The 25649-nt window shown below is 72.8% G+C and carries 19 protein-coding genes; 7 read left to right on the forward strand and 12 right to left on the reverse strand.

Features of this window, described 5'->3' with window-relative positions:
• Nucleotides 1-33: 33 nt before the first annotated feature.
• The 3 genes from ACYUD3_RS10935 to ACYUD3_RS10945 form a co-directional block, all read right to left on the reverse strand.
• Entirely contained in the window at nucleotides 34-258 is a 225-nt protein-coding gene (locus ACYUD3_RS10935) for a hypothetical protein (RefSeq protein WP_470967334.1), read from the reverse strand.
• Between the two features lie 378 nt (nucleotides 259-636).
• On the reverse strand, nucleotides 637-2334 hold the full coding sequence (locus ACYUD3_RS10940; RefSeq protein ID WP_470967336.1) for a hypothetical protein: 1698 nt from the start codon (nucleotides 2332-2334) through the stop codon (nucleotides 637-639).
• A 73-nt stretch (nucleotides 2335-2407) separates the two neighbouring features.
• Nucleotides 2408-4492: a hypothetical protein gene (locus tag ACYUD3_RS10945; RefSeq protein ID WP_470967339.1), complete on the reverse strand. Its 2085-nt coding sequence runs from the start codon at nucleotides 4490-4492 to the stop codon at nucleotides 2408-2410.
• Between the two features lie 140 nt (nucleotides 4493-4632).
• Between ACYUD3_RS10945 and ACYUD3_RS10950 the strand changes: the two genes are divergently transcribed.
• Complete coding sequence (locus ACYUD3_RS10950) at nucleotides 4633-5046, forward strand: hypothetical protein (RefSeq protein ID WP_470967341.1); 414 nt, start codon at nucleotides 4633-4635, stop codon at nucleotides 5044-5046.
• Here ACYUD3_RS10950 and ACYUD3_RS10955 read toward each other — a convergent pair.
• The 7 genes from ACYUD3_RS10955 to ACYUD3_RS10985 form a co-directional block, all read right to left on the reverse strand.
• Nucleotides 5021-6271 carry a TIGR02679 family protein gene (locus tag ACYUD3_RS10955; RefSeq protein ID WP_470967343.1) on the reverse strand — a complete coding sequence of 417 codons (1251 nt, stop codon included), beginning with the start codon at nucleotides 6269-6271 and terminating at the stop codon, nucleotides 5021-5023. The two genes, ACYUD3_RS10950 and ACYUD3_RS10955, sit on opposite strands and share 26 nt — an antisense overlap.
• Complete coding sequence (locus ACYUD3_RS10960; protein WP_470967346.1) at nucleotides 6268-10377, reverse strand: TIGR02680 family protein; 4110 nt, start codon at nucleotides 10375-10377, stop codon at nucleotides 6268-6270. The genes ACYUD3_RS10955 and ACYUD3_RS10960 overlap by 4 nt, the downstream gene beginning before the upstream one ends.
• Nucleotides 10378-10426: 49 nt before the next feature.
• Nucleotides 10427-11620 (reverse strand): TIGR02678 family protein, encoded by a 1194-nt coding sequence (locus tag ACYUD3_RS10965; RefSeq protein WP_470967348.1) that lies wholly within the window; start codon nucleotides 11618-11620, stop codon nucleotides 10427-10429.
• The gene (locus tag ACYUD3_RS10970) at nucleotides 11613-13205 is read right to left on the reverse strand and encodes a TIGR02677 family protein (protein ID WP_470967351.1); all 1593 of its coding nucleotides are present in this window, start codon (nucleotides 13203-13205) and stop codon (nucleotides 11613-11615) included. The genes ACYUD3_RS10965 and ACYUD3_RS10970 overlap by 8 nt, the downstream gene beginning before the upstream one ends.
• A gap of 116 nt (nucleotides 13206-13321) precedes the next feature.
• Nucleotides 13322-13612 (reverse strand): 5-methylcytosine restriction system specificity protein McrC, encoded by a 291-nt coding sequence (locus ACYUD3_RS10975; protein ID WP_470967353.1) that lies wholly within the window; start codon nucleotides 13610-13612, stop codon nucleotides 13322-13324.
• A 90-nt stretch (nucleotides 13613-13702) separates the two neighbouring features.
• Entirely contained in the window at nucleotides 13703-14161 is a 459-nt protein-coding gene (locus ACYUD3_RS10980) for a hypothetical protein (protein ID WP_470967355.1), read from the reverse strand.
• Nucleotides 14162-14437: 276 nt separating this feature from the next.
• Nucleotides 14438-14839 (reverse strand): hypothetical protein, encoded by a 402-nt coding sequence (locus tag ACYUD3_RS10985; protein ID WP_470967357.1) that lies wholly within the window; start codon nucleotides 14837-14839, stop codon nucleotides 14438-14440.
• 925 nt (nucleotides 14840-15764) lie between these two features.
• Between ACYUD3_RS10985 and ACYUD3_RS10990 the strand changes: the two genes are divergently transcribed.
• From ACYUD3_RS10990 to ACYUD3_RS11015, 6 genes are all read left to right on the forward strand, one after another.
• Nucleotides 15765-17477, forward strand: coding sequence for a Rossmann-fold NAD(P)-binding domain-containing protein (locus ACYUD3_RS10990; protein ID WP_470967360.1), 1713 nt, complete (start codon nucleotides 15765-15767; stop codon nucleotides 17475-17477).
• 99 nt (nucleotides 17478-17576) lie between these two features.
• On the forward strand, nucleotides 17577-18455 hold the full coding sequence (locus ACYUD3_RS10995; protein ID WP_470967362.1) for a class I SAM-dependent methyltransferase: 879 nt from the start codon (nucleotides 17577-17579) through the stop codon (nucleotides 18453-18455).
• Nucleotides 18452-20038, forward strand: a complete 1587-nt coding sequence (locus ACYUD3_RS11000) for a serine hydrolase domain-containing protein (protein ID WP_470967363.1) — start codon at nucleotides 18452-18454, stop codon at nucleotides 20036-20038. Before ACYUD3_RS10995 ends, ACYUD3_RS11000 begins: the two co-directional genes overlap by 4 nt.
• A gap of 40 nt (nucleotides 20039-20078) precedes the next feature.
• Nucleotides 20079-21167: a methyltransferase gene (locus ACYUD3_RS11005; RefSeq protein ID WP_470967366.1), complete on the forward strand. Its 1089-nt coding sequence runs from the start codon at nucleotides 20079-20081 to the stop codon at nucleotides 21165-21167.
• 264 nt (nucleotides 21168-21431) lie between these two features.
• Nucleotides 21432-23054: a ribosomal protection-like ABC-F family protein gene (abc-f, locus tag ACYUD3_RS11010; protein WP_470967368.1), complete on the forward strand. Its 1623-nt coding sequence runs from the start codon at nucleotides 21432-21434 to the stop codon at nucleotides 23052-23054.
• Between the two features lie 209 nt (nucleotides 23055-23263).
• On the forward strand, nucleotides 23264-23812 hold the full coding sequence (locus ACYUD3_RS11015; RefSeq protein WP_470967370.1) for a CGNR zinc finger domain-containing protein: 549 nt from the start codon (nucleotides 23264-23266) through the stop codon (nucleotides 23810-23812).
• Nucleotides 23813-23866: 54 nt separating this feature from the next.
• Here the strand turns inward: ACYUD3_RS11015 and ACYUD3_RS11020 are convergent, their stop codons facing one another.
• Together ACYUD3_RS11020 and ACYUD3_RS11025 are read right to left on the reverse strand one after the other, a co-directional pair.
• Entirely contained in the window at nucleotides 23867-24274 is a 408-nt protein-coding gene (locus ACYUD3_RS11020) for a PPOX class F420-dependent oxidoreductase (RefSeq protein WP_470967373.1), read from the reverse strand.
• Nucleotides 24275-24375: 101 nt separating this feature from the next.
• On the reverse strand, nucleotides 24376-25635 hold the full coding sequence (locus ACYUD3_RS11025; RefSeq protein WP_470967375.1) for a cytochrome P450: 1260 nt from the start codon (nucleotides 25633-25635) through the stop codon (nucleotides 24376-24378).
• Nucleotides 25636-25649 lie beyond the last annotated feature (14 nt).

The raw sequence follows: 25649 nt of genomic DNA on the forward strand, positions 1-25649 counted from the left end.
CGGCGCGGCGGGGGCGGTCCGCCGCGGGCGGGGTCACAGCCCGAGGCCGAGGGCCAGGCAGGAGTAGTACTTCCACGAACTCTCGCCGCTGTAACGGGAGTTGACGCCGCCGGGCGGGGACTGCGGCGTCTCCTCGGTCATGTCCTCGAAGCGGACGCGGCCGGGGAGACTGCCGTAACGCTCACGCCGGGCGGCTGCCGCCGGGTCGGGGGTGTGCTGGTCGGTCATGGGCGTCTCCACTTCACACGTCGTGGACATGCGGCCAGGGTGCGCCCGGGGTGCGTCACCTGTCAAGACGGTGACGAAATCACTCCAGAGGTCGTCCCAGAAGTCGTCCCAGGGATCACCCCAGAGTCACCCTCGGAATCACCCCGGCCTCGTCCCGCAAGCAGCGGGGTGAAGCCACGGGCTTCGCCGCTATTGAAGTTCGAGTACGCCGCAAGCCACCCAGCGGCCATACGCACAAGCGAAAGCCAAGAAATCAGCCCCGCTCACCTTTCTGGGAAACAGCCGGACGAGGGAGCATCCCCTCATTCCGCACATATAGCCGCCCCGAAGCGCCCTCTCAAGAACCAGGGATCACGTAAATCCGGGCCGCACGGAAAACCACAGCGGCCCGCGGCGCAGAAACGCCCCTCAGCCCGCCCCGGCAGGCCGGGTGAAAGCCACTTGGACAACGCGCCGCCCGGTCCGGATCACCAGCCCGTTCGCCAGTTCCGCCCCGCTTCTGCCCCCCATCAGCCACAGGTTGAGCGCCGCTCCCAGCAGCAAAGGGTCGAGCCCCGGCCGCACCGCGCCCCAGGAACGCACCGTACGCGCCTCGAACAGACCGCCCCGCAGCCGTACGACAGCGGACACGTCGTCTATACGGGCGGCGATCACGGCGGCGCCGGGCTTCCGGCGGGCCTCGTCCAGGCACCACTCGGGCGGGCCGGGCTCCGCGACCGCGACGGTACGGGCGACGACGTCCGCGCTCTGCGCCCACTGGGTGTGCGACGACTCGACGGCGACGGCGTAGAAGCCGCGGTCCCGCTCGTGGTGCCCCGCGGTCATCGGCCAGCGGCGCACCTCGACCGAGCCGTCGGCCCCGACGGTTCCGGTCACCTCGTACGCCGTCGGCGGCCGGCCGCGTTCCGGGCACGGGTCCGGCACGGGGCGTGGCCGGGGCGGCTCAGGGGGCAGGCGGACCCCCTTGTGCCGCAGGAACTCGTACATACGGTTCTGGGTGAGCTCCCCCGACTTGTCGACGTCCGCCAGCTGGCTGTCGATGACGGGGCGCAGTACGCCGGGGTCGTGTTCCCGCTCGGCCCGCAGCAGTTGCTCGTACAGATCGCCTTCCGGATCGAGGGCGGGCGCGGTGCGGCCGAACGCGGCGGCGGGTGAGAGGGGGTCGAGTTCTTCGAGGCCGGTGGTGGCGAGGAGGGTGACGCGGTCGGCGGCGGCGGAGTAGAAGGTGGTGCTTCCGTGGTCGCCGATGACCCAGTCGCTGGCCACGACGGCCGCCCGCCACCCCTCCTGGGGCGGGATCACCATCAGGCCCGCGTCCATGGGCGCCCGCAACAGCTCCAGTACGGTCGCCCGGGAGTGCCGGGCCCAGACGTTGGGGTGGAAGACGGTGGCGACGGCGAACTCGTCGGCCGGCAGCGCGGTGACGAGGTCGAGAGGGAGCCGGGGGTGGCGTCCGAGCAGTGAGTGCTCGCTCCAGGTGGAGTGGATGACGACGAGGCGGCGTCCGTCGGCGACGCCGAGGCGCGCGCGGTACCAGTCGCGCCGCGCCTCGCTCTCCTTGAGCCGCTGGAAGCACCAGTCGCCGATCACCTCCGCCCGCGCCGCCGCCTCGGGGCAGGTCTGGAGCAGCCGGGCCAGCTGGTCGTGGTGCGACAGGCCGATGGCCGCGGGCACCACCTTGCCCCGGTGCACCAGTTCTCTGCGGGAGAGCCCCGCCGGGGACGTGGCGTCCCCGGTCGACTCGCTGACCAGCCGGTTGTAGCCGGCGCCGTGCGGCATCACCATCAGCGGGGCGTCCAGGCGGCGCATCGACGGGTGGACGGCGCAGGCGACGGCCAGCTCGAAGGAGCGGCGGGTGGCCTCTTTCCAGGTCAGCAGGTTCTGTCCGACCACGGAGGCGAGGTACTCGTGCAGGCCGTCGGCGAAGGCCGAACCGGGGTTGACGGTGTAGTACTTGGCGATGCCGTCCTCCGGCCGCAGCAGGTCCATGACGTCGAGGACCCGGGTCGCGGAGGTGAGCGTACGGGCGACGCCCAGGACCTTCGCCCTGGGCTCCGGCCAGGTGTCCCAGCGGGACCGGGCTCGGGGCGGGCGCGGGCGGCGCATCAAGGGCAACGGTCTCTCCGGGCATCAGGGAAATCAGGAACGGGCGGCGTGCGGAAGGCGGGTCTCGAGCGGCTCAGTGAGCCTCGGCCATCACTCCCACGCCTGTGTGCAGCACCCGCAGCTTCGCCTCGCAGGCGGCCCGCAGTCGCGTGTCGCTCGTGCTCGCGGCCAGCTCGGAGAGCACCCCCAGCGCCTGGTCGAGTCTGGCGTACTGGTGCTGCTCGTTCGCCAGCTCCGCCGCGCTGATCGCCGCCTCGCTCGCGGCCCCGAGCCGCTCCAGCCGCTGGAGCGCCCGCGCCCGGACGAGGTCGATACGGGGCAGCATCCCGGCGTCGCCGTCCGCCACGGCCTGCGCCCTGGCCCCGGTCAGCACGTCGAGGGCCTCCTCCTCGCGCCCCGCGGCGACCAGCGCCTGCCCGACGTTGTACGACTGCACCACGACGCCGTGCGCGTCCGGGACGGCGGAGTTGGCCTCCAGCGCCTGGACGAACAGTTCGTGGGCCTCCTGCGCGGCTCCCGAGGCGAGCGCGATCAGTCCTTGCGTCTCCCGGATCATGCCGCTCAGCCGTGCGTCGGCGACCTCGGCCAGCAGCGGCTCGGCCAGCGTCAGCGCCCGGCCGGCCTCGTCGTACTCGCCCAACCCGTAGTGCGCACGCGCCAGTTGGTTGCGCATGCGGATCTCGGCGTCCGGGCGGCCGGCGTTCCTGGCCGCCGCGATGCCCAGGCGATGCGCCTCGACGGAGTCGAGATGATGCCTGCGTCCGTCGAACAGCGCCCAGAGTGATTCGCAGAGCTGCCAGACGGTCTCGTGCCACTCCTCGTCGGCGGCGGCGCGCAGCAGTGCCAGCAGGTTGCCGCGTTCGGCGTCGAGCCACTCCCGTGCCTGCGCGCCGTCCGCGAACAGGTCCTCGCCCGGGGAGAGTTCGGCCAGGGAGGAGGCCGGCGGCGGCTGGAGGCGGAAGCGGCCCGCGCCGAGCGCGGCGATGTCCGCGTGCGCCGTGGCCGCCGTGTAGAAGTCGGCCACGGCCCGCAGGAGAGCACTCCGCTCGGGCTCCGGGAGACCACGCCTGGCGTGCTCCCTGATCGCGTCGTGCGGCCGGTAACGGCGTGGCCTGTCCGGCGAGTTGACCTCGGTCATCCGGTCGGCGCTGAGCAGCTCGCCCACCGCGCCCTCCGCCTCGGGCACACCGGCCGCCGCCGCGAGGCCCGCCGTGAACGTCGTGCCCGGCAGGCAGCCGATGAGCCGGTACAACTGTGCGGCGGGGCCCGGCAGGCCTTCGTAGGCCATGTCGAGAGCTGTCTTCACCGATGTGGTCCTGTCCTTCGCATCCGGTATGGCGTCCGCGTCGAGTGCCCGCACCGCGTCGGCCAGGCCGAACTGCGGGTGCTGCGCCAGCCATTCGCCCACCCCGCGCAGCGCCTGGGGCAGACCGCCGCACAGCCGGACCAGCGTCCGGGCCTCGCTGTCGGTGTCGGCCGCGCGCCAGCCGCGTACGAACTCCACCCCGGCCCGTTCGTCGAGCGGAGCGAGGGGGACGGACACCGCGCCGTCCATCGTCAGGCCGGGCAGCTTGGTGCGGCTGGTGGCCACGAGCAGGCCGGTGGCCGGGATCAGCGGGCGCACCTCCGCCGCCTGCCGGGCGTTGTCGACGACGACGAGCATGTCCCGTTCCGCCGTGAGGCTGCGGAACAGCGCGGCGCGTTCCCCCAAGCCGGCCGGGATGAACTGATCGTGCACGCCGAGCGCCCGCAGGAAGCCCTCGAGGGCGCCGTTCACGTCACCCGCGCCGTCCCGGCGGCCCGAGCCCAGGTCGACGTAGAGATGGCCGCCGGGATAGGCGGGCGCCAGCTTTCTGGCGACCCAGTGCGCCACCAGCTGCGTCTTGCCCACCCCGCCGAACCCGGAGAGGACGACGACGCCTGGCATCCGCGACGCCCGCAGCGCCTCCGCGATCTCGCACAGGCGGGCGAGTTCGGCCGTGCGGTTGACGAACGAACGGTTGGCGGGCGGGATCTGATGGGGAGTCACATGCAGCGCGGGCAGCGTCACGTTCATCGACTCCACCCGCCCCGCCATCAGGAGGGGACCGTTGATCACCGCGTTCCCGGAGACGGAATTGTGCGTGGTCGTCATCGCACCGGCTTCCCGTTCGTCCACGCCATCCCCCTTTTGTTCGCCCGGACCAGGCCTCAACGTACCCGCCGCCGGCCTGTGGCACCGGTACCGGTTCGCAGCATACGGTGGACGGCCGGAGCAACGTGGAGAGAAGAAGCGGGGGCCTTGTGGAAGCGGAACTGATGACACTGATCGGGACCGGCGCGACGACGGTGGTCGGGCTGATGGTCACCGACGCGTGGGAGCAGGCGCGGCAGCGACTGGCGCGGCTCCTCTCCCGGGGCGGTGAATCCGCCGCCGTGGCAGGCGAGTTGGAGGAGTCCCGCACCGCTCTGGTCGCGGCGGCCGGAAGCGCCGACGAGGAAGAGCTCGCCGCCGACCTGACGGCTTCGGTGCGGCTCCAGTTGCGCCGGCTGCTGACGCGGGACCCTGACGCCGCCGCCGAACTCCGGCTCCTGGTCGAGGAGTTCACGCCCGTGCTGCGTTCCGCTCCGGCGGAGACGGTGCACAACAGCGTCTCCGGCGGCACGCAGCACGGTCCCGTCGTCCAGGGGCACACCTTCACGAATCTCACGTTCGGTGCCGGGCCGGCTTGAGATCGCCCAAGAGGTCGTCGAGGACCGTCTCCTCCTCGACACGGACGCCGAGTTCGGTGAGTGCCTGAGCGAGCGCCGGGTCCCAGGGCGCGTCGGCCGGTGTGCCGGTCAGGCTCAGCGAACCGGGTCCCGCGCCCGCCGCCGCGCGGTAGTCGGCTGCCGTATAGCGCCAGGGAGTCCACGGCACGCTCCGCAGCAGCGTCGAGGCGATGCGCAGGCCGCCCCAGTCGAAGTCCCCGTGGTAGCGGAGAGCCGCTCCTTGCTCGTGCATCCGGCGCAGCAGGGTGAGCGCGGCGGTGGACGGCTGGCCCTGGAGACAGACCATGGGCGGGCAGCGCGGCCCGTAGGCGTCCGCCGCGGCTGTGAGGACGGCCGGGTTCTCACACACGTGCACCCACGCCGGTGCTCCCGCGAGCGGATGCCGGACCAGCTGGCGCAGAGTCAGCACCGCGGGCTCCCCCAGGTCGGCCGTCCAGTCCAGGGCCGGTGTGCCGCGGAGGCTGAGGGTGAGCACCGTCGAAGACACGTCGTCCTTCAGCAGGCCCACCGAGGCCCACACTTCCCGCTGCCCGCGGGCGCCCTTCTCCTCCTCGCTCCCCGTCAGCGCGTGCACCGCGGACCGTACGACGGTCGTCAACGGCCGTCCGTCGTCCAGGGCGTGGGCGTCGCCGAGGGTCTGTGCCGCGAACGCCGCCAGGGACACGGCGGGTTCGGCGGGCAGCGCGGCGAGCGCCTTGACGGCGTCCTCCACCAGGGCGCGCGCCGCTTGCGGGGTGCGGGTGAGCCGTCGTATCCGGCCGCTGCCGGTCAGCTGGGCCGCCCACTCGGCGAGGCCGAGGGCGGGGGCGAACAGCCGCAAGGGGGAATACGCTTCCTCCCACGCCTGGGCCTCCGCGGCCTTCCGCTCGCCGGCAAGGTCCACCCCGCCGGTCAGGGTGACGACGGCGGCGGCGAGACCGGCCGGGCTCGCCCCGGACCGGCGCAGCACCGCGTCCACGTCCTCGAGCCGTACGGTCAGCGAACCGCCGGCACCCGGGCCACGGCCCAACAGGCGTTCGGCCGCGCGGCGTTGGGCTTCGGTGGGGGCGGTGAGGGTGACCGTCGCGGTGAGCGGTCTCGCGTGGGCCATGCGGTGCCGGACGCGCTGGAGGAGCCAGGACAGCTCCGGGCCGCCCAGGAGGCGCCGCAGCCGGTCCTCGTCCGCGTCCGCCGAGGGCTCGGTCATGTCCACAGTGCCTCCTGGTCCCGCTCCGCCTCCGGCACGGGGTCGTCCGGTCCCGCGCCCCGCACCCGCGCGGCCCCGTCCCACTCCCAGCGTGTCACCAGCACCGCCGCGATCCCGTCGACCCGTGAGAGCTGCGCGATGGCGATGCCCGGGACCTGCGGGTAGCAGGCCCACTCGCGTTCGCTGGTCATGACGACGTCGAGGTCGAAGGCGTGCAGCAGTCCGAGGCACTTGGCCCGCGAGTCGTCGTCCACTCCGGCGAACGCCTCGTCGAGCGTGACCAGCCGCGGCGCGTACGGCGCCCGCGCGCTCGCGTAGTGGGAGGACGCCGCGGCGAACAGGGGGACCGACACGGCGAGCACGCGTTCTCCGCCGGAGGCGGGGCCCGTGGCGGAGACCCACTTGCCGTGCTGCTGGCGCTCGATGCCGAACTCGTGCCAGGCCCGGTAGTCGAGTGCGGCCGTCAGGTCCTCCAGCCAGCTGCCGGAGCTGCCGTCGGCCTGCCGGCGGGCGATCTGGGTCTGGAGGAACTCCCCCACCGCCGCGCGGTCCTCGGGGGACCAGGCGTCCGCGGACTGCCGCAGCCGTTCACGGGCCTGCGCGAGCCCCTGGGGTGCCTTCCGGGACCCCCGCCACACCAGGCGCAGTCTCATGCCGGTCGAGGTGGGCCGTTCCTCCAGCTCCGCGTTCATGGCGCGGACCTGCCGCTCGGCGGCGCCGATCAGTTCCTGGAGGGTGCCGGCGACCTCGGTGATCAGATGGGTCTCGAGGACCTCCCGCTCGTGCGCGGACAGGATGCGGGTCAGCTCCTCGACCTCCGCGCCGAGCGCCTCGGCGATCTCGGGCACGGTCCGCTCGCGGCCCTGGTAGACGATGTGGACCCGCATGCCGTCCTCGCCCGGGTACGCCGTCGCGCTGTGGCCGTTGCGGGACAGGGCGTCCTGTAGCTTGGCGAACTCCTCGCTCAGCCGCTTCTGCACCCGCTCCCAGGCCCCGTCCGAGTCGTCGACGCCGGAGAGTTCCGCCTCCATGGCGCGGGCCAGGGAGATCGCGGGGGTGGCCGCCCAGACCCCGGTGGCCGCGTCCGTGTCCGGGACGGCGGTTTCCGGCAGGGCCACGGTGAGCAGCCCGGTCGCCGCGAAGCGCCGCAGGGCGGCGATGGCCCGCTCCCGGGCCGCCGTGGCGTCGATCAGGTCCTTCCCGAGCTGTTCGGTGCGGCCCTCGGCGTGGCTGGCCCGGCGGTCGGCGTCGGTACGGGAGGCCTGGGCCGCCTTGAGGCCGTCGGCGCAGCTCTGCCGGGCCCCGGCGGTCTCGGCGAGCCGCCGCCCGAGTTCGGCGACGGCGGCCCCCACGGTGGAGAGCAGGGTCGTGTGCCGTTCGCCGGCGGTGTCCGCCGCCCGCGCGGCGTCGGCGGCGCGTAGCGAGAGCTCGGCCGTGCGCCGGGCCGCCCCGTCGGTGTCCGTCCTCTCCTGGCCGACGGACCGTCCTGCTTCCGTGTGCTCGCGCAGGGCCGGCCAGAACGCGGCCAGCAGGGTGGCGAGTTCGGTGAGGGCGCGGCGTACGCCGGACAGGCCCTCCCGGTCGGCGGGGAGTCCCATGTCGGCGGCGGTGGTGGTCAGTTCGGCGGTCGCCGTGTCCGCGGCCCGGGTCGCGTCGGCGAGTTCGCCCGCCCGTTCCTCGTGCCGGGCGCGGGCGCGGTGTGCGGCGTCCGAGGCCGCCGCGACGAGCGCGTGGGCGGTGCGCAGGGCGTCGTCGTCGGGGAAGGACGTCAGTTCGTCGTCCAGGGTGCGGCGGAGCTGGTCGACCGCTCGCAGTTCGTCCCCGGCCGCCTCCGACCGGGCACGCAGGGAGGCGAGCTGGGCGCGTACTTCCTGAACGCGGGCCCGGCGGGCGGCTTCCCGGGCGCCTTCTCCGACGTACTGGGCGGCGGGTTTGGTCCAGCTGCCGGTGAGCGCGCCGGAGCGGAAGCGGCCGTCGGCGGACACCCAGGTTCCCGCGACGCGGGCCTCGGGTGCGGCGCCGCCGTCGGGGACGAGGCCGATCGCGGCCAGCAGCCTGCGCACCACCGGCTCGCCGACGGCGGCGGCCCGCGCGTCGCCGTGGTCCACCGCCGGGCGCAGCGCGTCCGCGAGGCTCGTCCCGAAGACCGGTGCGTTCGGGTCGAGGAGGACGTCGTGGCCGTCCCCGGTCAGCGCCGGGCCGGCCGGTGAGACCCAGGCGTCCAGCAGGCCGGAGGCCTCCAACGCGGCTTCCAGGCCTGCGCGTTCACGCTCGGGGACGGTGTCGTGGAACTCGACGAGCCGCCACAGCGGTGCTCCGTCCCGCCGGTCCCGGATGCCGGGGGCGCGGGTGCGGGGCGCGGGGGGAGCGGACTGTCCGCCGCTCTCCAGGGCGGCGAGTTCCTGTTCGAACAGGCGGCACTGTTCCACCAGTTCGTCCCGGTGGCGGGTCAACTGTGCTGTCCGGTAGGCGAGTTCGGCCGCGCGTGCGCGGTGTGCGCCGGACGCGGCGGCACGGGCGGGGTTGGTCCCGTCCAGGGTGACCACCCAGTCCTGGAGACCGTCCAGCAGCCCGGGAAGTCCAGGGACGGCCAGTTCCTGGCAGGCGGCGAGGTGGACGCGTACCCCGTCGACGAGGGCGCGTCCCTGGCCTGCGGCGTTCTCTTCCGCCTCGGCCTGCCGCACCCCGCTGTGGACGGCCTCCTCCTGCGCCTCGTCGGCCCGCCGGAGCGCGGCCCGGCGCTCGCCCTGCGCCCGGTCCGAGCGGTCCGCGAGCAGCTCCAGGTGTTCGACCGTACGGCGCCGCCGGTCGGCCGACTCCCCTGTCGTGCGGCGCAGTTCGGCCTCGGGGACCCCGTGCGGCACGAGGTCGCCGGTGATGCGCGCGGCCGTGGCGGTCTCCCCGACCCGGGCCCGGAGTTCACCCAGTGCCCGCTGCGCGGCGGCCTGCCGGCTCTCGGCGGCGGTCAGCCGGAACGCGGCCCGGTGGTGGGCGGTCTCGGCCTGTCTGACGTCCTCGTCGGCCCGGGCCCGTTCGGCGGTGGTGCGGGAGGCGTCGGCCGCCGCCTGTTCGAGCGCCCGCGCGTCGCGCATCTCGGGTCCGGCCCGCAGCGCGGCCTCCTGCGCGGTGAGGCGGGTGATGCGCGCCTCCAGCTCCGCGGTCTCTTCCTCGGCGGCTGTCCGGTCCGCCAGGGCGCGCTCGCGGTCGGTGTGCGCATGGGTCAGATCGCGTTGCAGCTGTTCGTAGCGGGCGTGTTCGCTGCGGGGCAGCCGGGCTCGTCTGCGGGCGGCGACGCGTGCGTAGCGCCGGTAGTCGCCGAGGAACGCGGCGGCCGCCTTCTCCGCCTCGTTCGCCGCCCGCAGTTCGGCCTTCTCCTCGTCCAGGGAGCGGAACGCCTCGGCGACGTCGGCGATGACCGCCTGGTCCATGGGCGGGAGCGCCTCGGTGAGGGCGCGGGAGAGCGCCGCCTCGTTGGGCCGCTTGGACAGCTGCGGCTGGCGGAGCTGGATCAGCAGGTCCACCAGCGCGCCGTAGCGCCGCTCGCCGAGGCCGAAGAGGGTCTCGTCGACCGCGCGGCGGTAGGACTTGGCCGTGTCGTGGACCATGCCGTGCGTGCCGACGGCCTCGGCGAGCCGGTCGCGGGACAGGGCGGTGCCGGTGGCGTCGAGGAGGGCGAGGTCGCGGCCGACGCGCTGGTCGGTGACCGCGAACCAGTGGCGGGCGATGCCGCGTCCGCTGGCCGCCTTCAGGCCGCACAGCAAGGTGCAGAAGTGTTCCTCTCCCGTCGTCCCGTCGCGGCGGCCGAATTCGATCCAGGTGTAGCCGAGCCGTTCGGGGTGCGGGTGTTCCCCGCCGAGCAGCAGGTTCCACTCCATGCGTTTGCCGGGGTCGCCGTCGGGCTCCACGCGGCGGGCGGAGAGGTCGCCGTCGAGGAGGAAGGGGAGGGTCAGGGCGAGGACCTTCGACTTGCCGGTGCCGTTGTTGCCGCGCAGCAGCAGCCGGCCGTCGTGGAACCAGAACTCCTCGACGTCGTAGTGGAAGAGGTCGACGAGTCCGATACGCAGCGGGCGCCACCGGCCGGGGGCGGGGGTGGGCAGTGCGGTCACCGGTGGGCCTTTCGTAGTACGGAGGCGGAGAGCGAGGCCGGCCGGCCGGTCACCGCTGTCTCACCTGGGGTGCGCCGACCGCGTACCGGGCCAGGGCCGGGCGGGCCACGACCCCTTCGGGCGTCCGTGTCACCAGCCTGAGGGCCACGAGCCGTTCGACGGCCCAGGCGACCAACTCGGGTTCGGCACCCGGTTCTTTGGCGGCCTTCAACCAGAAACTGCCGTGTTCGACGGCCAGTTCACGGACCTTCCGCTCCAGTTCGGCCAAGCCGACGCAGCCGTCGCGCGCGGCCAGATGCCCGGCGAGCAGCAGGGTGATGTGGCCGTGGGTGCCCTGCTCCGGCATGCGTACGTCGGTGAGGTCGTCCAGCGGGTCGACCATGGCGATGCCTTCGGCGCGCACCTCGGGGACGAGTCCGGTCAGTTCGGTGACGCGGGCGGTGAGGAAGCCGCGTTGCCGGGTGAGGTAGATCAGTTCGTCGTCGGTCAGCTCGTCGTAGTAGAGCACCGGGTCGTCGAGCAGGCGGCGGGTGAGCTTGCGGCGGATCGCCCGGAACCGCAGTTCGTCGCTGTCCAGGGCGGTCTCGGCGGTGAGTTCCGCCAGCCGGTCGTCGAGGGTGGTGGCGGTCACCATGGACGGGCCGCGCCGGGTCGCCGGCACCCCGGCGAGGACGCGGCGCCGGACGTCGTAGAGCACGTCGCCCACCCCGTTGACGTACGCGTCCTCGTCGCCGGCCACCCGGCGCAGGACTCCGAACCGCAGCAGCAGCCGGACCACGGCGGCGAGGTCGAGGCGCTCGTCCCGGCGTTCCAGTGTGAACGTGATGCCCGCGGCGGCCAGGTGGGGGTCGGCCGCGGCCAGGACCACCTGTTCGGCGAGGCGGCCCAGGGCGACCTGTGCCTCGCCTCGTTCGAGCGCCGCCAGGGCCAGGCAGAGCAGGACGTAGCGGCGGCGGGTGAAGGGCAGGGCCGCGCGGCCGGGCTCGCGGGCCGGGTGGGTGGCGTCGGTGAGGCCGCCCGGGTTCTTGCGCAGCCGGGCCGCCTCCGCGTCCACCCGCACGGACCAGCCGACGTTGCGGTCGAACCAGTCGCGCAGTTCCGTCTCGTACCGGCGGACCAGGCGGAACTCGTCCGCGTACGGGCCCGAGGCGGTCAGCAGCGGTTCCTTCAGCAGGGCGCGGGCCGCTTTCTGGATGTCGGCGGCCCGCTGGCCCTCCAGCACCTCGCCGAGCGGGTCAGCCATCGGTGTCCTCCGGGGCCTTGCGGGTCTCGGTCAGGTCGACGATCTCCACGAGGTGGTCGGGCCCCCGGAACACGCCGTGCGGGGTGCGGATCTCGGCGCGGGTCCCGTCGTCCAGGGCCGTCAGCCGGATCTCCATCGAGCCGTCGCCGCTGGTGGCCACCGTCCGGGTCATGCCGGGCCGCCACGTCGAGAGGGCGTCGCCGAGCAGCCGCAGGAACAGGGCGAAGGCGAGCGGGTCCAGCTCGCCGAGCCGGGACAGCCTCGTCTCGCCGCCGGTCGCGAGCGCGGCGCGGGCCCGCGCCGTCTGCCCGCGCTCCCGGGCGGCCAGCTCGGCCAGGTACCGGCGGGCCTCGGTGCGGTCGGTCACCCGGCGGGACCTGCCGCGGCGTTCGTAGCTGCCGGTACGGCGCAACTGCGGGCTGATGCGCACCGGTTCGGCCTCCCGCCACGGGGTGGCGGCCGGCACGGGGGCGGCCGTGCGGGCCGCCAGGGTGTCGCCGTCCACGGTCAGGTGCCGTGCGGGGTACAGCCCGAAGGCCACCCGCCACAGGCGGTGCCGTGCCTCGTCGTCGGGGGCTTCGGCGAACCAGCGGGCCAGCGTCCAGAAGTCCGCCGACCGGTCCGAACGCCCGGCCCGGCGGTCGTTCAACTGCCGTACGACGGACAGGAGTTGCGGAATCGAGCCGAGCGCTCTGCGGCGCAGCAGGCCGGCCTGCGACTCCCTGCCCTCCTCCGACACGAACCAGTCGGCGAGCCCGCGCCAGCGCGCCTGCCAGCGCCGGTACGCCTCGGCCGCGGCCCGCTCCGCCTCGCCGGGAGCGGCGTCGACGGCCTCCCGGGCCGCCGCGAGCCGCAGCAGCGGTTCCACCTGGCCCTGTTCGGTGAGCGCCCCGATGAGCGCGGCGATCCGGCCGCCCAGGGTGATCAGGTCCTGGATGAACCGCTCCAGGTACTGGATCAACCGGTCCTTGTAGGCGAGGAAGGTGTCCACCTCGACGCCGTGCAGGTCGATGGTGCGCTGCAAGGAGCCCATGAACGCGCGGGCGTTGTCGGCGAGGGCGGTGAAGCGGTCCGCGAGTCCCAGCAGAGCGAGGTGGGTCTTCGCCGGATCGGCCTCGTCCTGCGCGGCGATGACGAGGAGGGCGCGCAGCTGGCTGACGATGTCGTGCAGGGCGACGGCCTGGAGTTCGCCCCGCCGGCCGAGCGCGGCGTCGTACGCCCCGAGTGCGGTCTCGGCGGCCTCACCGGCCTGGGTGAGCTGGTAGATGAAGCGTTTGCGGTAGAAGTCCTCGGGGGTCGTGACGCGGGCCGTGTCCGGGTCGGCGCGCAGATTGCCCCACTCGGCCAGGCTGTCCAGTGCCTTGACGAGGGCGTCGAGGTCCGAGGGGCGCTCGGGCGCGGCCAGTGCCGCGTACACGTCCTCCGGCCGCAGATGCACCGCGAAGCGTTCCTTGGCCTCGGTGAACACCCGCATCACCGTGCGGTAGAGGGCGGTGTTGGGCACGGTGAGGTGCGCGAAGGGACCGTAGCCGGGCCGGCCGACGTCATCGGCACGGCCCTCGGAACCGGCTGTCGAGAACGTCATGGCGCGTCCATGATCCTCAAGACCGGACATGGTCAGGCCCGAATGGCCGAATCCTGTGGGCGATTGCCGCGAACCTGTCCGGAATACACCTCCTGAATGCGCGTACGTCGCTCATGTCACCACCCTCGCGCGGGGCCTCGGCGATGGTCCGGGCCAGTGGTGGAGGCCGCCGGCGGATGAGGCCGGCTGCGGCCGCCCATGTGCCGTTCGAAGGCCGCGCCCAGAGCGCTCGCGAGAAAGTCCTCGAAGACCTTCTCCATGTTGAACAGGAGGCCGTCCGCACGGACGGGCCGCCCGTCCTCGTACTCGAACGAGGCACCGCGCAGGGCGATCTCCGCGGTGACATCCTCGAGCCGGGCGTCGAACCGGCGCAGTCGGGCTCGCAGAGCCTGCGGGACATCCGGCAACCGCGCCAGCCGGCGGGCGGCACCGGGCAGCAGCTGGTTCTCGGGGATGCCGGTGGTGTGCTCGTCGTACGCGATCTCCGGGGGTGTGGCTCACCCGGCTCGCAGGCCGGCGCGGCTCGGGCAGTACGGGGCGCGTACCGGTCCCGACGACGGTCGTCCGATGGCTCCCGGCGCTGCCTGGACGCCGGGCTCCAGACCGGTCTCCTCCCGAAGCGTCTCCAGGCCGTGCTCGGCTTCCACATCCACGTCGTCGCCCCAGTGGAGCTCAGCGAGGAGAGGCAGGATCTGATGCCGCCGGACCCGCTCCAGTCCCTTGGGCCGGGTATGCACGGCGGCGTCGGGCCGGAACTCCTTCCGCTTCAGCCGGTCGGCCGGAAGGAAGTTCACCGGTTCCCGTGACGGGTGCAGTTCCACGAAGGAGAAGCGCCGGCGCACGGCCGCGTCCATGAGGGCGATGGAGCGGTCGGTGGTGTTCATCGTGCCGATGATGACGAGGTTGCGGGGCAGCTGGAAGCGGCGGCCTTTGTCCGAGCTGTAGAGCAGGTGCACGAACTCTCGGCTTCCTCGGCGAGCGTCTTGAGCGGTCCGGGGACCAGGTCGAACACGATTCCCGAACCGGCGTCGGACAGCCCGCGGCCGTCGGTGAACTCGCCCGGACCGCTCGCCTCCTCCGCCACGAGGGGCACCGCGCTCGGCCGGAACCCTTCGAAGAAGTCCTCGCAGGAATAAGCCGGATGGAACTGCCCGGCGGCCCGTGGAGGATCAACTGGGGCCGGTCGCGGAGGAGTTCGACGCAGTCCTGGAGCCACTCCGGGTCCCGCGTCGTCAGCTCGTCCGCCGGCTCCTGTGCGGCGTCCGGGAGTTCGGCTTCGGCGACCGAGCCGCTGGGGTCTGGACGGGGTCTTCGTCCAGGAGGACTTCGAGGTCCGCGGTGAACTCGGACAGCTCCAGCAGGCCGACGCTCATGCTGCCCAAAGGGTCGGCGAGCTGCGGGGGCACGTCGGCGAGCGTGAGCGGGTTGTCGAGATTGGCCCACTGCACGGGGCGTTGCAGCGCGGCACGCAGCCACGTGAGCGGGCCCTTCCCGACCTCACCGAGGTAGATCCGGTCACCGTCCATCGTGATGACGATGTCGTCCTCGCGCATCCGGGAGAGAAAGGCGTGCAAGACAGCGGCGGTCTCGCCGCGGCGCGCCGGGCTCAGGTCGGTGTCATGCGTGTCGACCATCTCACGGACCTCCTCCGGTCCCGCCCCCGGGCCGAGAGTGGGCAACCGCCGGTCGGCCGTGAGGGTACAGACGTTCTCGTCCCGCCACAGGGAACGGATCAGAGGCGACCCGGCACGGTCCGTACCGAGGATCAGCCAAGTGCGGCGAAATGGTTCGGACTTGACGGGTGTGGTGCGGTGGAGGCGGGCCCGCGCAGTAAGGCCGGCCGAGGCCTTGAGGTCAAAGACGCGACTCGCTTCCAACAGGCCGCGCCACTCGGCGTGTTCGCCTTCCGGGAGCCCAAGTTGTGTGGGCACCTCCCCACCTGGCGCCAGGGCGAGACGGGCTGCCTGGATCCAGGCTCGCAGCGGCTCCTCTTCCAGGCCTTGGTCCGGGCAGTGGTCCTGGCCTCAGGGAACGCCTCCTCCCACTCCGCCTTCAGCGTGCCGTCGATCTCCAGCACCCGGCTCCACACCTCGGCGAACGCCGGCCCGTACCCGGCCGGGAGCCGTGACAGCGCGTCCATCGCCGCATGTACGCCCCGCGCGCTCAACTCCGTGACAGCACTCATGGCATCCCCCTCCTCGCGGACTCCGACCGCCCGCGCGACTCACCGGGTAAATCGACTCCGGTGCCCCAACATATCCATCACCACTGACAACGCGAGTCCAGCAAAAGTTTCATGTCCCGGCTCGCCCGGACAGTGAAAGGCGCCGGCGATCGGCCTTCGTACCGCATCTTCACGGCGCGGGGCGGACACCCGGACACCCCAGCCCCCGCCGACCTGACCGACCGGCAAGTACCAACATCCCAGGCAGCAGCACCGGATAGGGGGTCGTAGGGGTATTAGGGGGTAGGGGCCCCGGTCCGCTCTTCGTAGGCTTCAAACGCAAACGCCCAGCGAGGCAGCGTCACCGAACAGCGCACAAGAACGAGGTCGAGGCGATGGAGTTTGCCGTAAGCGATTCCGTGGGCGTCACGGTCGAGGACGGGATCGCCGCACATCACTTGACCGGCCGCTACGAGATCATGGCCGGCCGAATGACAATGGCGGACCTGCTCGACACGATTCTCTCGGTCCTGGGGGAAGAGGGAATATCCTCCGGGGAAGTTCAGGAGACCGAAACTCAGAAGACCCCGGAACTTCAACAGACCGGCACGCTTCAAGAGACCGGCACACTTCAAGAGACCCTCCAGGAAAACAGCCCCACTGAATACCGGCTCACCCTGGACGGCACGCCGACAGCCGTCCGCGCCCGCCCCCTCCCCACCCCCCTCCCCGGCACCCTCGACCCCGTCCACCCCCCGGCCCCGCACACCCAGATCCTCCTCGCCGCCGCCGGCCCCCTCTCCGCGAAGGCGGACGCCCTCTTCGACCGGCTCGTCCACGCTCTGGAGCTGCGCGGCCGGCGCTACACGGACGCCGAGATCGAGTCGATCGTCCGGGCCATGCCCCTGGTCGACCGGTACGCGGTGCCCGAACCCGCCTTCCAGGACTGGGCGTTGATCTTCCGGGACCACTACACCGAGAACAGCGTCGGCTTCCTGCTCGGCATGGAGCGCGCCGGGATGGACCCGCGGTGGATCTTCGCGCTCTCCACGGGCGACCGGACGCTGCACCGGGACCGGGTGCACGCGTGGTTCCTGCACCGCGGGTACCGCAGCGACACGCTCGACGACGCGGCCGTCGACGGCTCGGCGGACATGGCGGACCGCGCCCACGCGCTCGCCGTCGACGAGCGGGTGGACCGGTTCATCCAGGAGGCGCACGCCGCCGGGCGCAAGGTGCTGGTGATCGACGACGGCGGGCTGCTCGTCCAGGAGTACGGCGGCGCGCTGGAGCAACACGTCGACGCCGCCCTGGAGCTGGGCGTCGGCGGGCTGAAGCGGATCGACCGGGCGCCCGGTGAACTCGCCGTGCCCGTACTGAACTTGGCGCGCTCCCGGCTCAAGACCATGCTGGGCTACCACGAGATCGCCGACTCGTGCGTGCGCCGGCTGCGGGCGATCCTGCCCGGTGAGAAGTTCCTCGGCCGGCACGCGCTGCTGCTCGGCTTCGGCACGCTCGGCGCGCGGGTGGCGCACTATCTGCGGCTCCAGGGCGTGCGGGTGGCGGTGGTCGACACCAGCATGCTCGCGCTGATCGCCGCCGCCGAGCACGGGTACGAGACGTACCTGACCGCGGCCGAGGCGCTGCGGGCGCACACCCCGTTCCTGATCGTCGGCAACACCGGCGAACTCGCCCTCACCGAGGAGGAGTTGCCGCTCCTCCCGGACGGCGTCTTCCTCGCCGGGTTCGCCGCCGAGGACTTCAGTCTGTTCAGCGAGGGTTTCGAGGGGCTGGAGTCCGTCGAGATCCCCGGTGTCGGGGTGCGCCACACCCTGCCCGCCGGCACCACCGCGACCCTCCTCGGCGACGGCCGCTCCCTCAACCTCTTCGAGTACGAGGGCGTCGCCAACCGGGGCTACGACGCCTACCGCGCCGGCACCCTGATCGCCGCCGGGCTGCTGTGCCGCACGGCCGGCGCGCTCGGACCCGGCGTCCATCTGGCACCCGTCGACCAAGTCATCGACGAGGCCGGGCTGTTCACCGCGTACTACCAGCAGTACCTGGCCTCGGGAGCCCGCCGCGCGGCGCTCCCGGGCGACGCGTCCTGAACACCCGCTGAGGTCTCTCTCCCCCACAAGCCCGTCTGTGAGGTCTCTCCCCATGCGCATCCACGTACGAACGTCCGACGACTGTGAGGAGCGGAGCATATGAACAGCACAACGGCCGACACCGTCGTCACCACCGACACGGACGGAAAAGTCGCGCTGGCCGCGCTCTTCGACCGCAGCGCGCCCGACTACGAACGCGTCGGCGTGGACCACTTCGCGGCCCTCGGCGAACGCCTGGTCGCCCACGCCCGCATCGCGCCCGGCCAGCGGGTCCTGGACGTGGGCTGCGGCACCGGAGCCGTCCTCGTGCCCGCCGCGCGGGCGGTGGGCGCGGACGGGGACGTGACCGGGCTCGACCTGTCGGCGGGCATGGTGGCCCGCTCGCAGGAGGCGATCGACCGGCTGGGGCTCACCCAGGCCCGCGCGGTGCGCGGCGACGCGGAGACGGTCACGCCCGACGGGCTGCCCGCCCCGGAGCCGGGCTCCCTCGACGCGGTCCTCGCCGGCATCTGCCTGTTCTTCTTCCCCCACCCGCGCGAGGCAGTCGCCCGCTACCGCGAACTGCTGCGCCCCGAGGGGACGTTGGGGGTCTCCTGGTGGGGTCCCGGCGATCCCCGGTGGGCGCCGGTGTTCGCGGCGAGCGCGCCGTACGGGCAGGCCGTGTCGTGGCACGCGATCGACGGCGACGGCAGCCCGTTCCGGTCCGTCGAGTCGTTCCACGCGCTGCTGGAGGACGCGGGGTTCACGGAGGTGGAGACCTTCGAGGAGGACTGCGTCACGCACTTCGCGGACGCCGCGCAGTGGTGGGAGTGGGTGTGGTCCACCGCCGGGCGCGCGTTCTGGGAGAGCGTGCCGCAGGAGTCCCGGGCCGCCGCCAAGGCCGCCGTCGACGCCGAACTCGCCCGGATCGCGGCCCCGGACGGCAGCCTGACCAGCGTCTCTCCGGTCCGGTACACCCTGGCCAGGCGTCCCCGGTGACGACGGCCGGCGTCCTGAGCACGGGCATCCGGCACCCGCTGTTCTCCGCCTCCTGGCTCGCCGCGGCGGACGCGGAGTGCGCGGGACCCCCGCTGGACGAGACGGCGGCCGTCGTCATCGGCCTCAACGTCGCCGCCACCTCGGTGCAGCTCCTCGCCGACCTGGCCACCGGCGCCCTGCGCTTCAAGCCCGGCCCGCCCGACGGCCGCCCGACCTGCTCCCTCGACCTCGGCCACGAGGCCGCCGTACGGCTGCTGTTCGGCACCGGCGCCGAGCGGGCCGCGCTGTTCGAGGACGGTGAACTCCGGCTCGAGGGCGCCTACATGTTCGTCTTCTTCCTCGACCGGCTGCTCCAGCAGGACCGGCACGGGACCGTGGCCCGGCTGCGCGCCCTCACCGAGGGCGCCCCCGACCCGGCCCCCGAGTGGCCGCCGGCAGCGCCCGCGGTCGTCCCCGAGGCGGAGGCGCGGGCCGAGGCGCACGCGGCGGAGATCCTGCCGCGGACGATGGCCGTCCTCCGTGGGGAGCTGGGCGTCAGCACCCCCGGCGCGCAGCTGTACGTCTCGCACGCCCCTTCGGGGACGGTGGTCTCGGTGGCGCTGGGCGAGGCCAGGCCCGGGGTCGCGTTCACCCGCGCGTCCGCCCCGATGTGGTACTGCGCCGCCAAGTCGGTCGGCACGGTGGCGTTCGGCCGGCTGTGGGAACAGGGCCTGGTCGGACTGGACGAGCCGGTGACGGCGTACGTGCCGTGGTTCACCGGCGGCGGCCGGGAGCGCGTCACCCTCCGGCAGCTGCTCACCCACACCTCGCCGGTGCCGATGGCGCTGGACCCGCTGCACGGGGCGCTGACCGCGCCGCAGGAGGTCCGCCGGGAGCTGGTGCGCACCATGACCGTCCCGGCGGAGCGGGCCGGCGGGCGGATCAACTACTCGCCGTGGTGGGCCTGGTTCATGCTCGCGGAGGTCCTCACCGCGGTGGACGGCCGCAGCTGGGAACAGCTCCTGCGCGACGAAGTCCTCCTCCCCTGCGGCATGTCCGACACCCGCGTCACCCTCCTCGACGACTCCTGGCCCGAAGAGGCGCGCCGGCTCCCGCTGTTCTACGTCAGCGGCGGCGGCCTGCCCGCCCAGCCGACCCACTGGTGGGCCACCCGCGCGGGCTGCACCCAGCCCCTGTTCGGCGTCAACACCCGTGGCCCGGTACGGGATTTGGGGCGGCTGTACGAGATGCTGCTGGCGGACGGACGCGGCCCCGGCGGCCGGGTGCTGAGCCCGCAGACCACGACGGCGCTGACGGCCCATCACCGCGTCGGCCTGACCGACCCCTACGGCAACGCCGACTGGGGCCTGGGCTTCCGGCTGGAGTCCCGCCACCTCGGCGAGCTGTTCACCTCCTTCAGCCGGTACGCGTCACCGCGCACGTTCGGCCACTACGGGCTGTGGACGTCCCTCGCCCTCGCCGACCCCGAGGCCGGCCTGGTCACCGCCTTCCACCTCAACGGCAAGACCCTCCAGGACGAACACCAGCGGCGCACCCTCGCGATCGGCGACGCCGTGTACGAGGACCTGGGCCTCACCTCCTGACCCCCGCTCCGCCCCCCTCCTCTTGAAAGGCATCCAGCACATGACCACGACGCCCCAGCGCCGGTCCCCGCACGAGATCATCTCCCTCGCCACCGCCTTCTGGACCTCGAAAGCCCTGCTGAGCGCCGTCGAACTCGGCGTCTTCGCCGAGCTGGTGAACGGCCCCCTCGACGGCGAGGAACTGGCCGCCCGGCTGGGTCTGAAGGGCCGCGGCACGCCCGACTTCCTCGACGTCCTGGTCACCATCGGCCTGCTGGAGCGCTCGGCGGACGGGGAGTACCGCAACGGGGAGCTGGCGGCCACCTACCTCGACCCGGGCAAGCCCGCCCAGGACATCTCCGGCTACCTCGAATACCTCAACTCCGCGTTCCCGGCCTGGTCGCAGATGTCCGAGGTGCTGCGCAGCGGTGACCGGCTGGACTTCTCCGAGGCGCTGTCGGCGGCGGCCAACGGCGGCGAGGAGACCGTCTCGGGCGCCACGCTCGCGGACGCCGACGCCGAGGCCGACACCTTCGGCGAGGCGTACTCGACCCCGGAGCAGGTCACCGGTTTCGTCCGCTCGATGACCGGGTTCAGCCTCGGCGCGCACCAGGCGCTGACGTCCGCGTTCGACTGGGCGCAGGTGAACGAGGTCGTCGACGTCGGCGGCTGCGAGGGCGCGTTCCTCGGTCACGTCCTCGGCGCGCACCCGCACCTGAACGGCACCGTCTTCGACCTCCCGCAGGTCGAGGACCGCTTCCGGATCCACCTGGAGAGCGTCGGCGTGGCCGGCCGCGCCCGGTTCGCGCCCGGCGACTTCTTCACCGACTCCCTGCCGTCCGGGGACGTCCTGGTCATGGGGCACGTCCTGCACGACTGGAACACCGACATCAAGAAGATGCTGATCGGCAAGGCGTACGAGGCGCTGAAGCCGGGCGGCTCCCTCCTCGTCTACGAGATGCTCGTGGGCGACGACCGGCGCAGCAACATCACGGGCCTGCTGACCAGCCTCAACGTCTCCATGGTGTCGGCCGGCGGGCTCGGCTACACCGGCGCGCAGGCCACCGAGTGGCTCACCGAGGCGGGCTTCCGCGAGGTGACCGTCACCCACCTCGACGGCCCCGAGTACATGGTCGTCGGCGTCAAGTGACCTGATTTTCCCAGGAGTTCCAGGCAGGGCGGACGGGTGATCCCCGTGCGCCCTGCTCTGCGTGGCTGCTACTGTGTGCGCCGACCTGACTCGTGAGAGGAACCGCGGACGTGGCGGGTGACGACGACATCTCGGGGTGAGACCCGATCCGCAGGCCACCGGCCGGCGCTCAAGCGCCCTGCCTGAGTGGCCCGTTCGTCGTACCCCTTTTCCCCACGTCACCCAGGGCAGAGCTCTGCCCGCGCACCTCCGAGGTCGTCTCTCATGTCCGACGTCGTCTGCTCCGCCCTGTCCTTCTCCTGGCCCGACGACACTCCCGTCTTCCGGGACCTGTCCTTCACCGTGACCGCCGGGCGCACCGGCCTGGTCGCGCCCAACGGCGCCGGCAAGAGCACGCTGCTCAAGCTGATCGCCGGTGAACTCACGCCCACGAAAGGCTCGTTGACCGTGGGCGGCACCCTCGGTCACCTCCCGCAGAGCCTCCCGCTGTCCGGCCGGCTCACGGTCGCCGAGGTGCTCGGCGTCGCGGACGTGATCCGCGCGCTGGACGCCGTCGAGTCCGGCGACGTGCGCGAGGAGCACTTCGCGACGATCGGCGACGACTGGGACGTCGAGGAGCGCACCCGCGCCCAGCTCGACCGGCTGGGCCTGGCCGCACTCGCCCTCGGCCGGACCCTGGGCACCCTCAGCGGCGGCCAGATCGTCTCCCTCGGCCTCGCCGCCCAACTCCTCAAAAAACCGGACGTGTTGCTCCTGGACGAGCCGACCAACAACCTCGACACCGAGGCCCGGCACCAGCTGTACGACGTCCTCGACGACTTCTCCGGCTGCCTGCTGCTGGTCAGCCACGACCGGGCGCTGCTGGACCGCATGGACCGCATCGCCGAACTCGCGGGCGGTGAACTGCGCTTCTACGGCGGCGACTTCACCGCGTACGAGGAGGCGGTGCGGGCCGAGCGGGAGGTCGCGGAGCGGAACGTCCGCAGCGCGGAGCAGGAACTCAGGCGGGAGAAGCGGGAGTTGCAGCAGGCCCGTGAGCGCGCCGAGCGCCGGCAGTCCAACGCGGCCCGCAACCTCAAGAACGCCGGGCTGCCCCGGATCTTCGCGGGCACCATGAAGCGCGGCGCGCAGGAGTCGGCGGGCCGGGCCGGGCAGACGCACGCGGCCCGGGTCGGCGAGGCCAGGGCGCGGCTGGAGGAGGCCGGGCGGGCGCTGCGCGACGAACAGCGCCTCAGCCTCGACCTGCCCGACACCCGGGTGCCCGCCGGACGCGACCTGTTCGTCGGCGAGGGGCTCCAAGTCCGGTTCGGGGAACGGCCGGTGTTCGCGGGCGACGGGCTCGCCCTGACCGTGCGCGGCCCCGAACGCATCGCGCTGACCGGGCCCAACGGGTCAGGAAAGACCACCCTGTTGCGGCTGATCACCGGCGAACTCGCCCCGGACGCCGGGGAGATCAGGCGCGGCGAGGGGCGGATCGCGTATCTCTCGCAGCGGCTGGACCTGCTGGACCTGGAGCGTACGGTCGCCGAGAACTTCGCCGCGTGCGCGCCGGAGCGGCCCGAGGCCGAGCGGATGAACCTGCTGGCCCGGTTCCTCTTCCGCGGCGCGCGGGCACAGTTGCCAGTAGGTGTGCTGTCCGAGGGCGAGCGGCTGCGGGCGACGCTGGCGTGTGTCCTGTGCGCCGAACCGGCCCCGCAGTTGCTGCTGCTCGACGAGCCGACGAACAACCTCGACCTGGTCAGCGCGGCCCAGCTGGAGAGCGCGCTCGACTCCTACCAGGGCGCGTTCATGGTGGTGAGCCATGACGAACGGTTCCTCACGGAGATCGGCGTGAACCGCCGACTCCGGCTCGCGGAGGGGGTGTTGAGGGAGCACGGGACGACCTGACCCGACGCCCGCCCGCCCCCGACCCGAAGGAACCCCCATGCCGGCACACTCCCCCACGACCGCACCCTGGGCTCCCTCTCCGGCGGTCGTCGTCGCGAGTCATGACCGGTGGCGGGGGCGGGAGGTGCGGCTGGGGTAGCGGCGGCGGGGAGGCCCCGGCGGGTTCCCGGGGCCTTGCCCCTCCCCCCGTCACCTGCCAGGATGGTGACGTGAACCTCGACCACGTCTTCGTCTGCGGACACCCGGCCCTCGACTTCGCGGCCACCCTCCGCGCGCGGCGTTCGACCAGGTTCGAGATGTTCGTGACGCCGGAGCGGCTGAACGCGTGGTACCTGGAGTCGGGTCTGGTGGACACGATCACGCCGGGCACCGAGGACGACGTCCGGGCGGCGACGACCGTACGCGAGGCCCTCTACCGGCTGATCGGCAGCCGGCGGCTCGGCGCGGAGCCGGACCGGGAGGCGCTGGCCGTCCTCAACGCCGCCGCCCGCGCGACTCCGGTGACGCCGCAGCTCACCGTCTCGGGGCGGCACAACGAGGCGACGTCCGGGCAGGCGCTGGCGACCGTCGCCCGGCTCGCCGTGGAACTCCTCAGCGGCCCCGACGTCCCGCTCCTCAAGGAGTGCGGCAACCCGGAGTGCACCCGCGTGTACATCGACCGCTCCCGGGGGACGCGGCGCCAGTGGTGCGGGATGGAGTCCTGCGGCAACAAGATCAAGGCGGCGGCGTACCGGGCACGGAAGAAAACGGCCCTCTGACCAGCCACCCCCGGGGCGGGGACTCACCTCAAGTCCCCGCCGGTGCAGGAGAGTTCAGAGCCGCGAGATGACCTTGTGCGGGGTGACGCGGACGACGACACGGTCCGCGTCGTCCTTCGAGGCGGGGTTGAAGACGGCGTACGGCTGCCCCGTGTACTTCAGGGACAGCTCGTCCGGCAGCTCCTTGTCGAGGTCCGGGGTGACGGTCGCGGTGCCGCGGATCTCGGCGTAGGTGTACGGCGCGTCCGGCGGCACGATCATCACCGTCACCCGCGGGTCACGCGCGAGATTACGCCCCTGCGCCCGGTCGACGGTCGTCGAGAACAGCAGGTCGTCGCCGTCGCGTTTGATCCATACGACGGTCAGGTGCGGGTGGCCGTCGCGGGACAGGGTGGCCACGGTCGCGAAGACCTTGGTGTCGTCGAGGTGTTTCTTCAACTCGTCGGTGAGCTCGGCTGCCATGGTTCGGGCTCCTTGCTGAAGAGATACTGAAGAGAAGCCGGGTCCGGGAGGACACGGCTCCGCTTCAACATCCGCGGCGGCCCGCTTGTTCCGGCCAACCGCTACCAGGTGACGGGGAGTTCGTAGGCGCCGTAGACGAACCCGTCGTGCTTGAAGGGGATGTCGGACAGGTCGGCCGCGAGGCGCAGGGTGGGGATGCGGCGCAGCAGGGCCGGGTAGGCGATCTGGAGTTCCATGCGGGCCAGCGGCTGGCCGAGGCACTGGTGGACGCCGTAGCCGAAGGTGACGTGGCGGCGGGCGTCGCGGGTGAGGTCGAGGCGGTCGGGGTCGGGGAAGACGTCCGGGTCGCGGTTGGCGAGCTCGTTGACCGGGATGATGCCCTCGCCGGCGCGGATCGTCGTACCGGCGATCTCGATGTCCTGGGTGGCGACGCGGCGCAGGCCGCCGTGGGTGATGGTGAGCCAGCGCAGGAGTTCGTTCACGGCGGAGGCGATCAGGTCCGGGTCGTCCGTGTCGCGCAACAGGGCGAGCTGGTCGGGGTGTTGGAGCAGGGCCAGGGTGCCGAGGGTGATCATGTTGGCGGTGGTCTCGTGGCCGGCGAACAGCATCAGCACGCCCATCGAGGTGGCCTCGGCGCGGGTCAGCTCGCCGGCCTTGACGCGTTCGGCGAGGTTCGAGAGCAGGTCCTGCGCCGGGTTCTTGAGCTTCTCGCCCATCAAGTCGTCCAGGTATTCCTGGAGTCGGAGCCGGGCCTCGTAGCGCTCGGCGGCCGGGGTGCTCTTCTTGACGATCAGCTGGCTGTTGCCCTGGAAGAACCCGTGGTCGCCGTAAGGGACGCCGAGCAGCGCGGAGATCACGAGGGAGGGCACGGGCAGCGCGAACGCCTCGACGAGGTCGACGGGTTTCGGCCCGGCGAGCATCGTGTCGAGGAGGTCGTCGACCACCTTCTGGGTGGGCCCGCGCAGCGCCTCGACGCGCTTGATGGTGAACGCGCCGGTCGCCATCCGGCGCAGCCGCGCGTGCTCGGGGTCGTCCATCATGATGAAACTCAAGTCACCGGCAGAACCGGGCTGTTGGCGCATACGCGCGCTCGCCTCGGCCTCCCCCGGGGAGAGTTTGGGCGCGCCGGGGAGCAACGGGTCCACGCTGACGCTCGGTTCGGACAGCGCGGCCCGGTGCTCGGCCCAGCCGGTGACCAGCCAGGCGACCGTGCCGTCCCAGAGCCTGATCCGGATGAGGGGCGCCTCGGCCTGGCGGGCGCGCAGCGCGGGCGCCGGGTCGAAGGGGCAGCGGGCCGGGCGGGAGGTGTCGTACGCGGGGATCTCGGGGGTTTCCGGGGTGTTGGCTAACGTACTGGTCACCGGGCGCTCCTTCG

The sequence above is a fragment of the Streptomyces sp. AMJ-169 genome (assembly GCF_055597585.1).

Bases quoted from the DNA above. Each gene is read 5' to 3' on its own strand.
- ACYUD3_RS10935 (WP_470967334.1), bottom strand. From the start codon at position 258: ATGTCCACGACGTGTGAAGTGGAGACGCCCATGACCGACCAGCACACC.
- ACYUD3_RS10940 (WP_470967336.1), bottom strand. From the start codon at position 2,334: ATGCGCCGCCCGCGCCCGCCCCGAGCCCGGTCCCGCTGGGACACCTGG.
- ACYUD3_RS10950 (WP_470967341.1), top strand. From the start codon at position 4,633: ATGACACTGATCGGGACCGGCGCGACGACGGTGGTCGGGCTGATGGTC.
- ACYUD3_RS10955 (WP_470967343.1), bottom strand. From the start codon at position 6,271: ATGACCGAGCCCTCGGCGGACGCGGACGAGGACCGGCTGCGGCGCCTC.
- ACYUD3_RS10965 (WP_470967348.1), bottom strand. From the start codon at position 11,620: ATGGCTGACCCGCTCGGCGAGGTGCTGGAGGGCCAGCGGGCCGCCGAC.
- ACYUD3_RS10970 (WP_470967351.1), bottom strand. From the start codon at position 13,205: ATGACGTTCTCGACAGCCGGTTCCGAGGGCCGTGCCGATGACGTCGGC.
- ACYUD3_RS10985 (WP_470967357.1), bottom strand. From the start codon at position 14,839: ATGGTCGACACGCATGACACCGACCTGAGCCCGGCGCGCCGCGGCGAG.
- ACYUD3_RS10990 (WP_470967360.1), top strand. From the start codon at position 15,765: ATGGAGTTTGCCGTAAGCGATTCCGTGGGCGTCACGGTCGAGGACGGG.
- ACYUD3_RS10995 (WP_470967362.1), top strand. From the start codon at position 17,577: ATGAACAGCACAACGGCCGACACCGTCGTCACCACCGACACGGACGGA.
- ACYUD3_RS11005 (WP_470967366.1), top strand. From the start codon at position 20,079: ATGACCACGACGCCCCAGCGCCGGTCCCCGCACGAGATCATCTCCCTC.
- abc-f (WP_470967368.1), top strand. From the start codon at position 21,432: ATGTCCGACGTCGTCTGCTCCGCCCTGTCCTTCTCCTGGCCCGACGAC.
- ACYUD3_RS11020 (WP_470967373.1), bottom strand. From the start codon at position 24,274: ATGGCAGCCGAGCTCACCGACGAGTTGAAGAAACACCTCGACGACACC.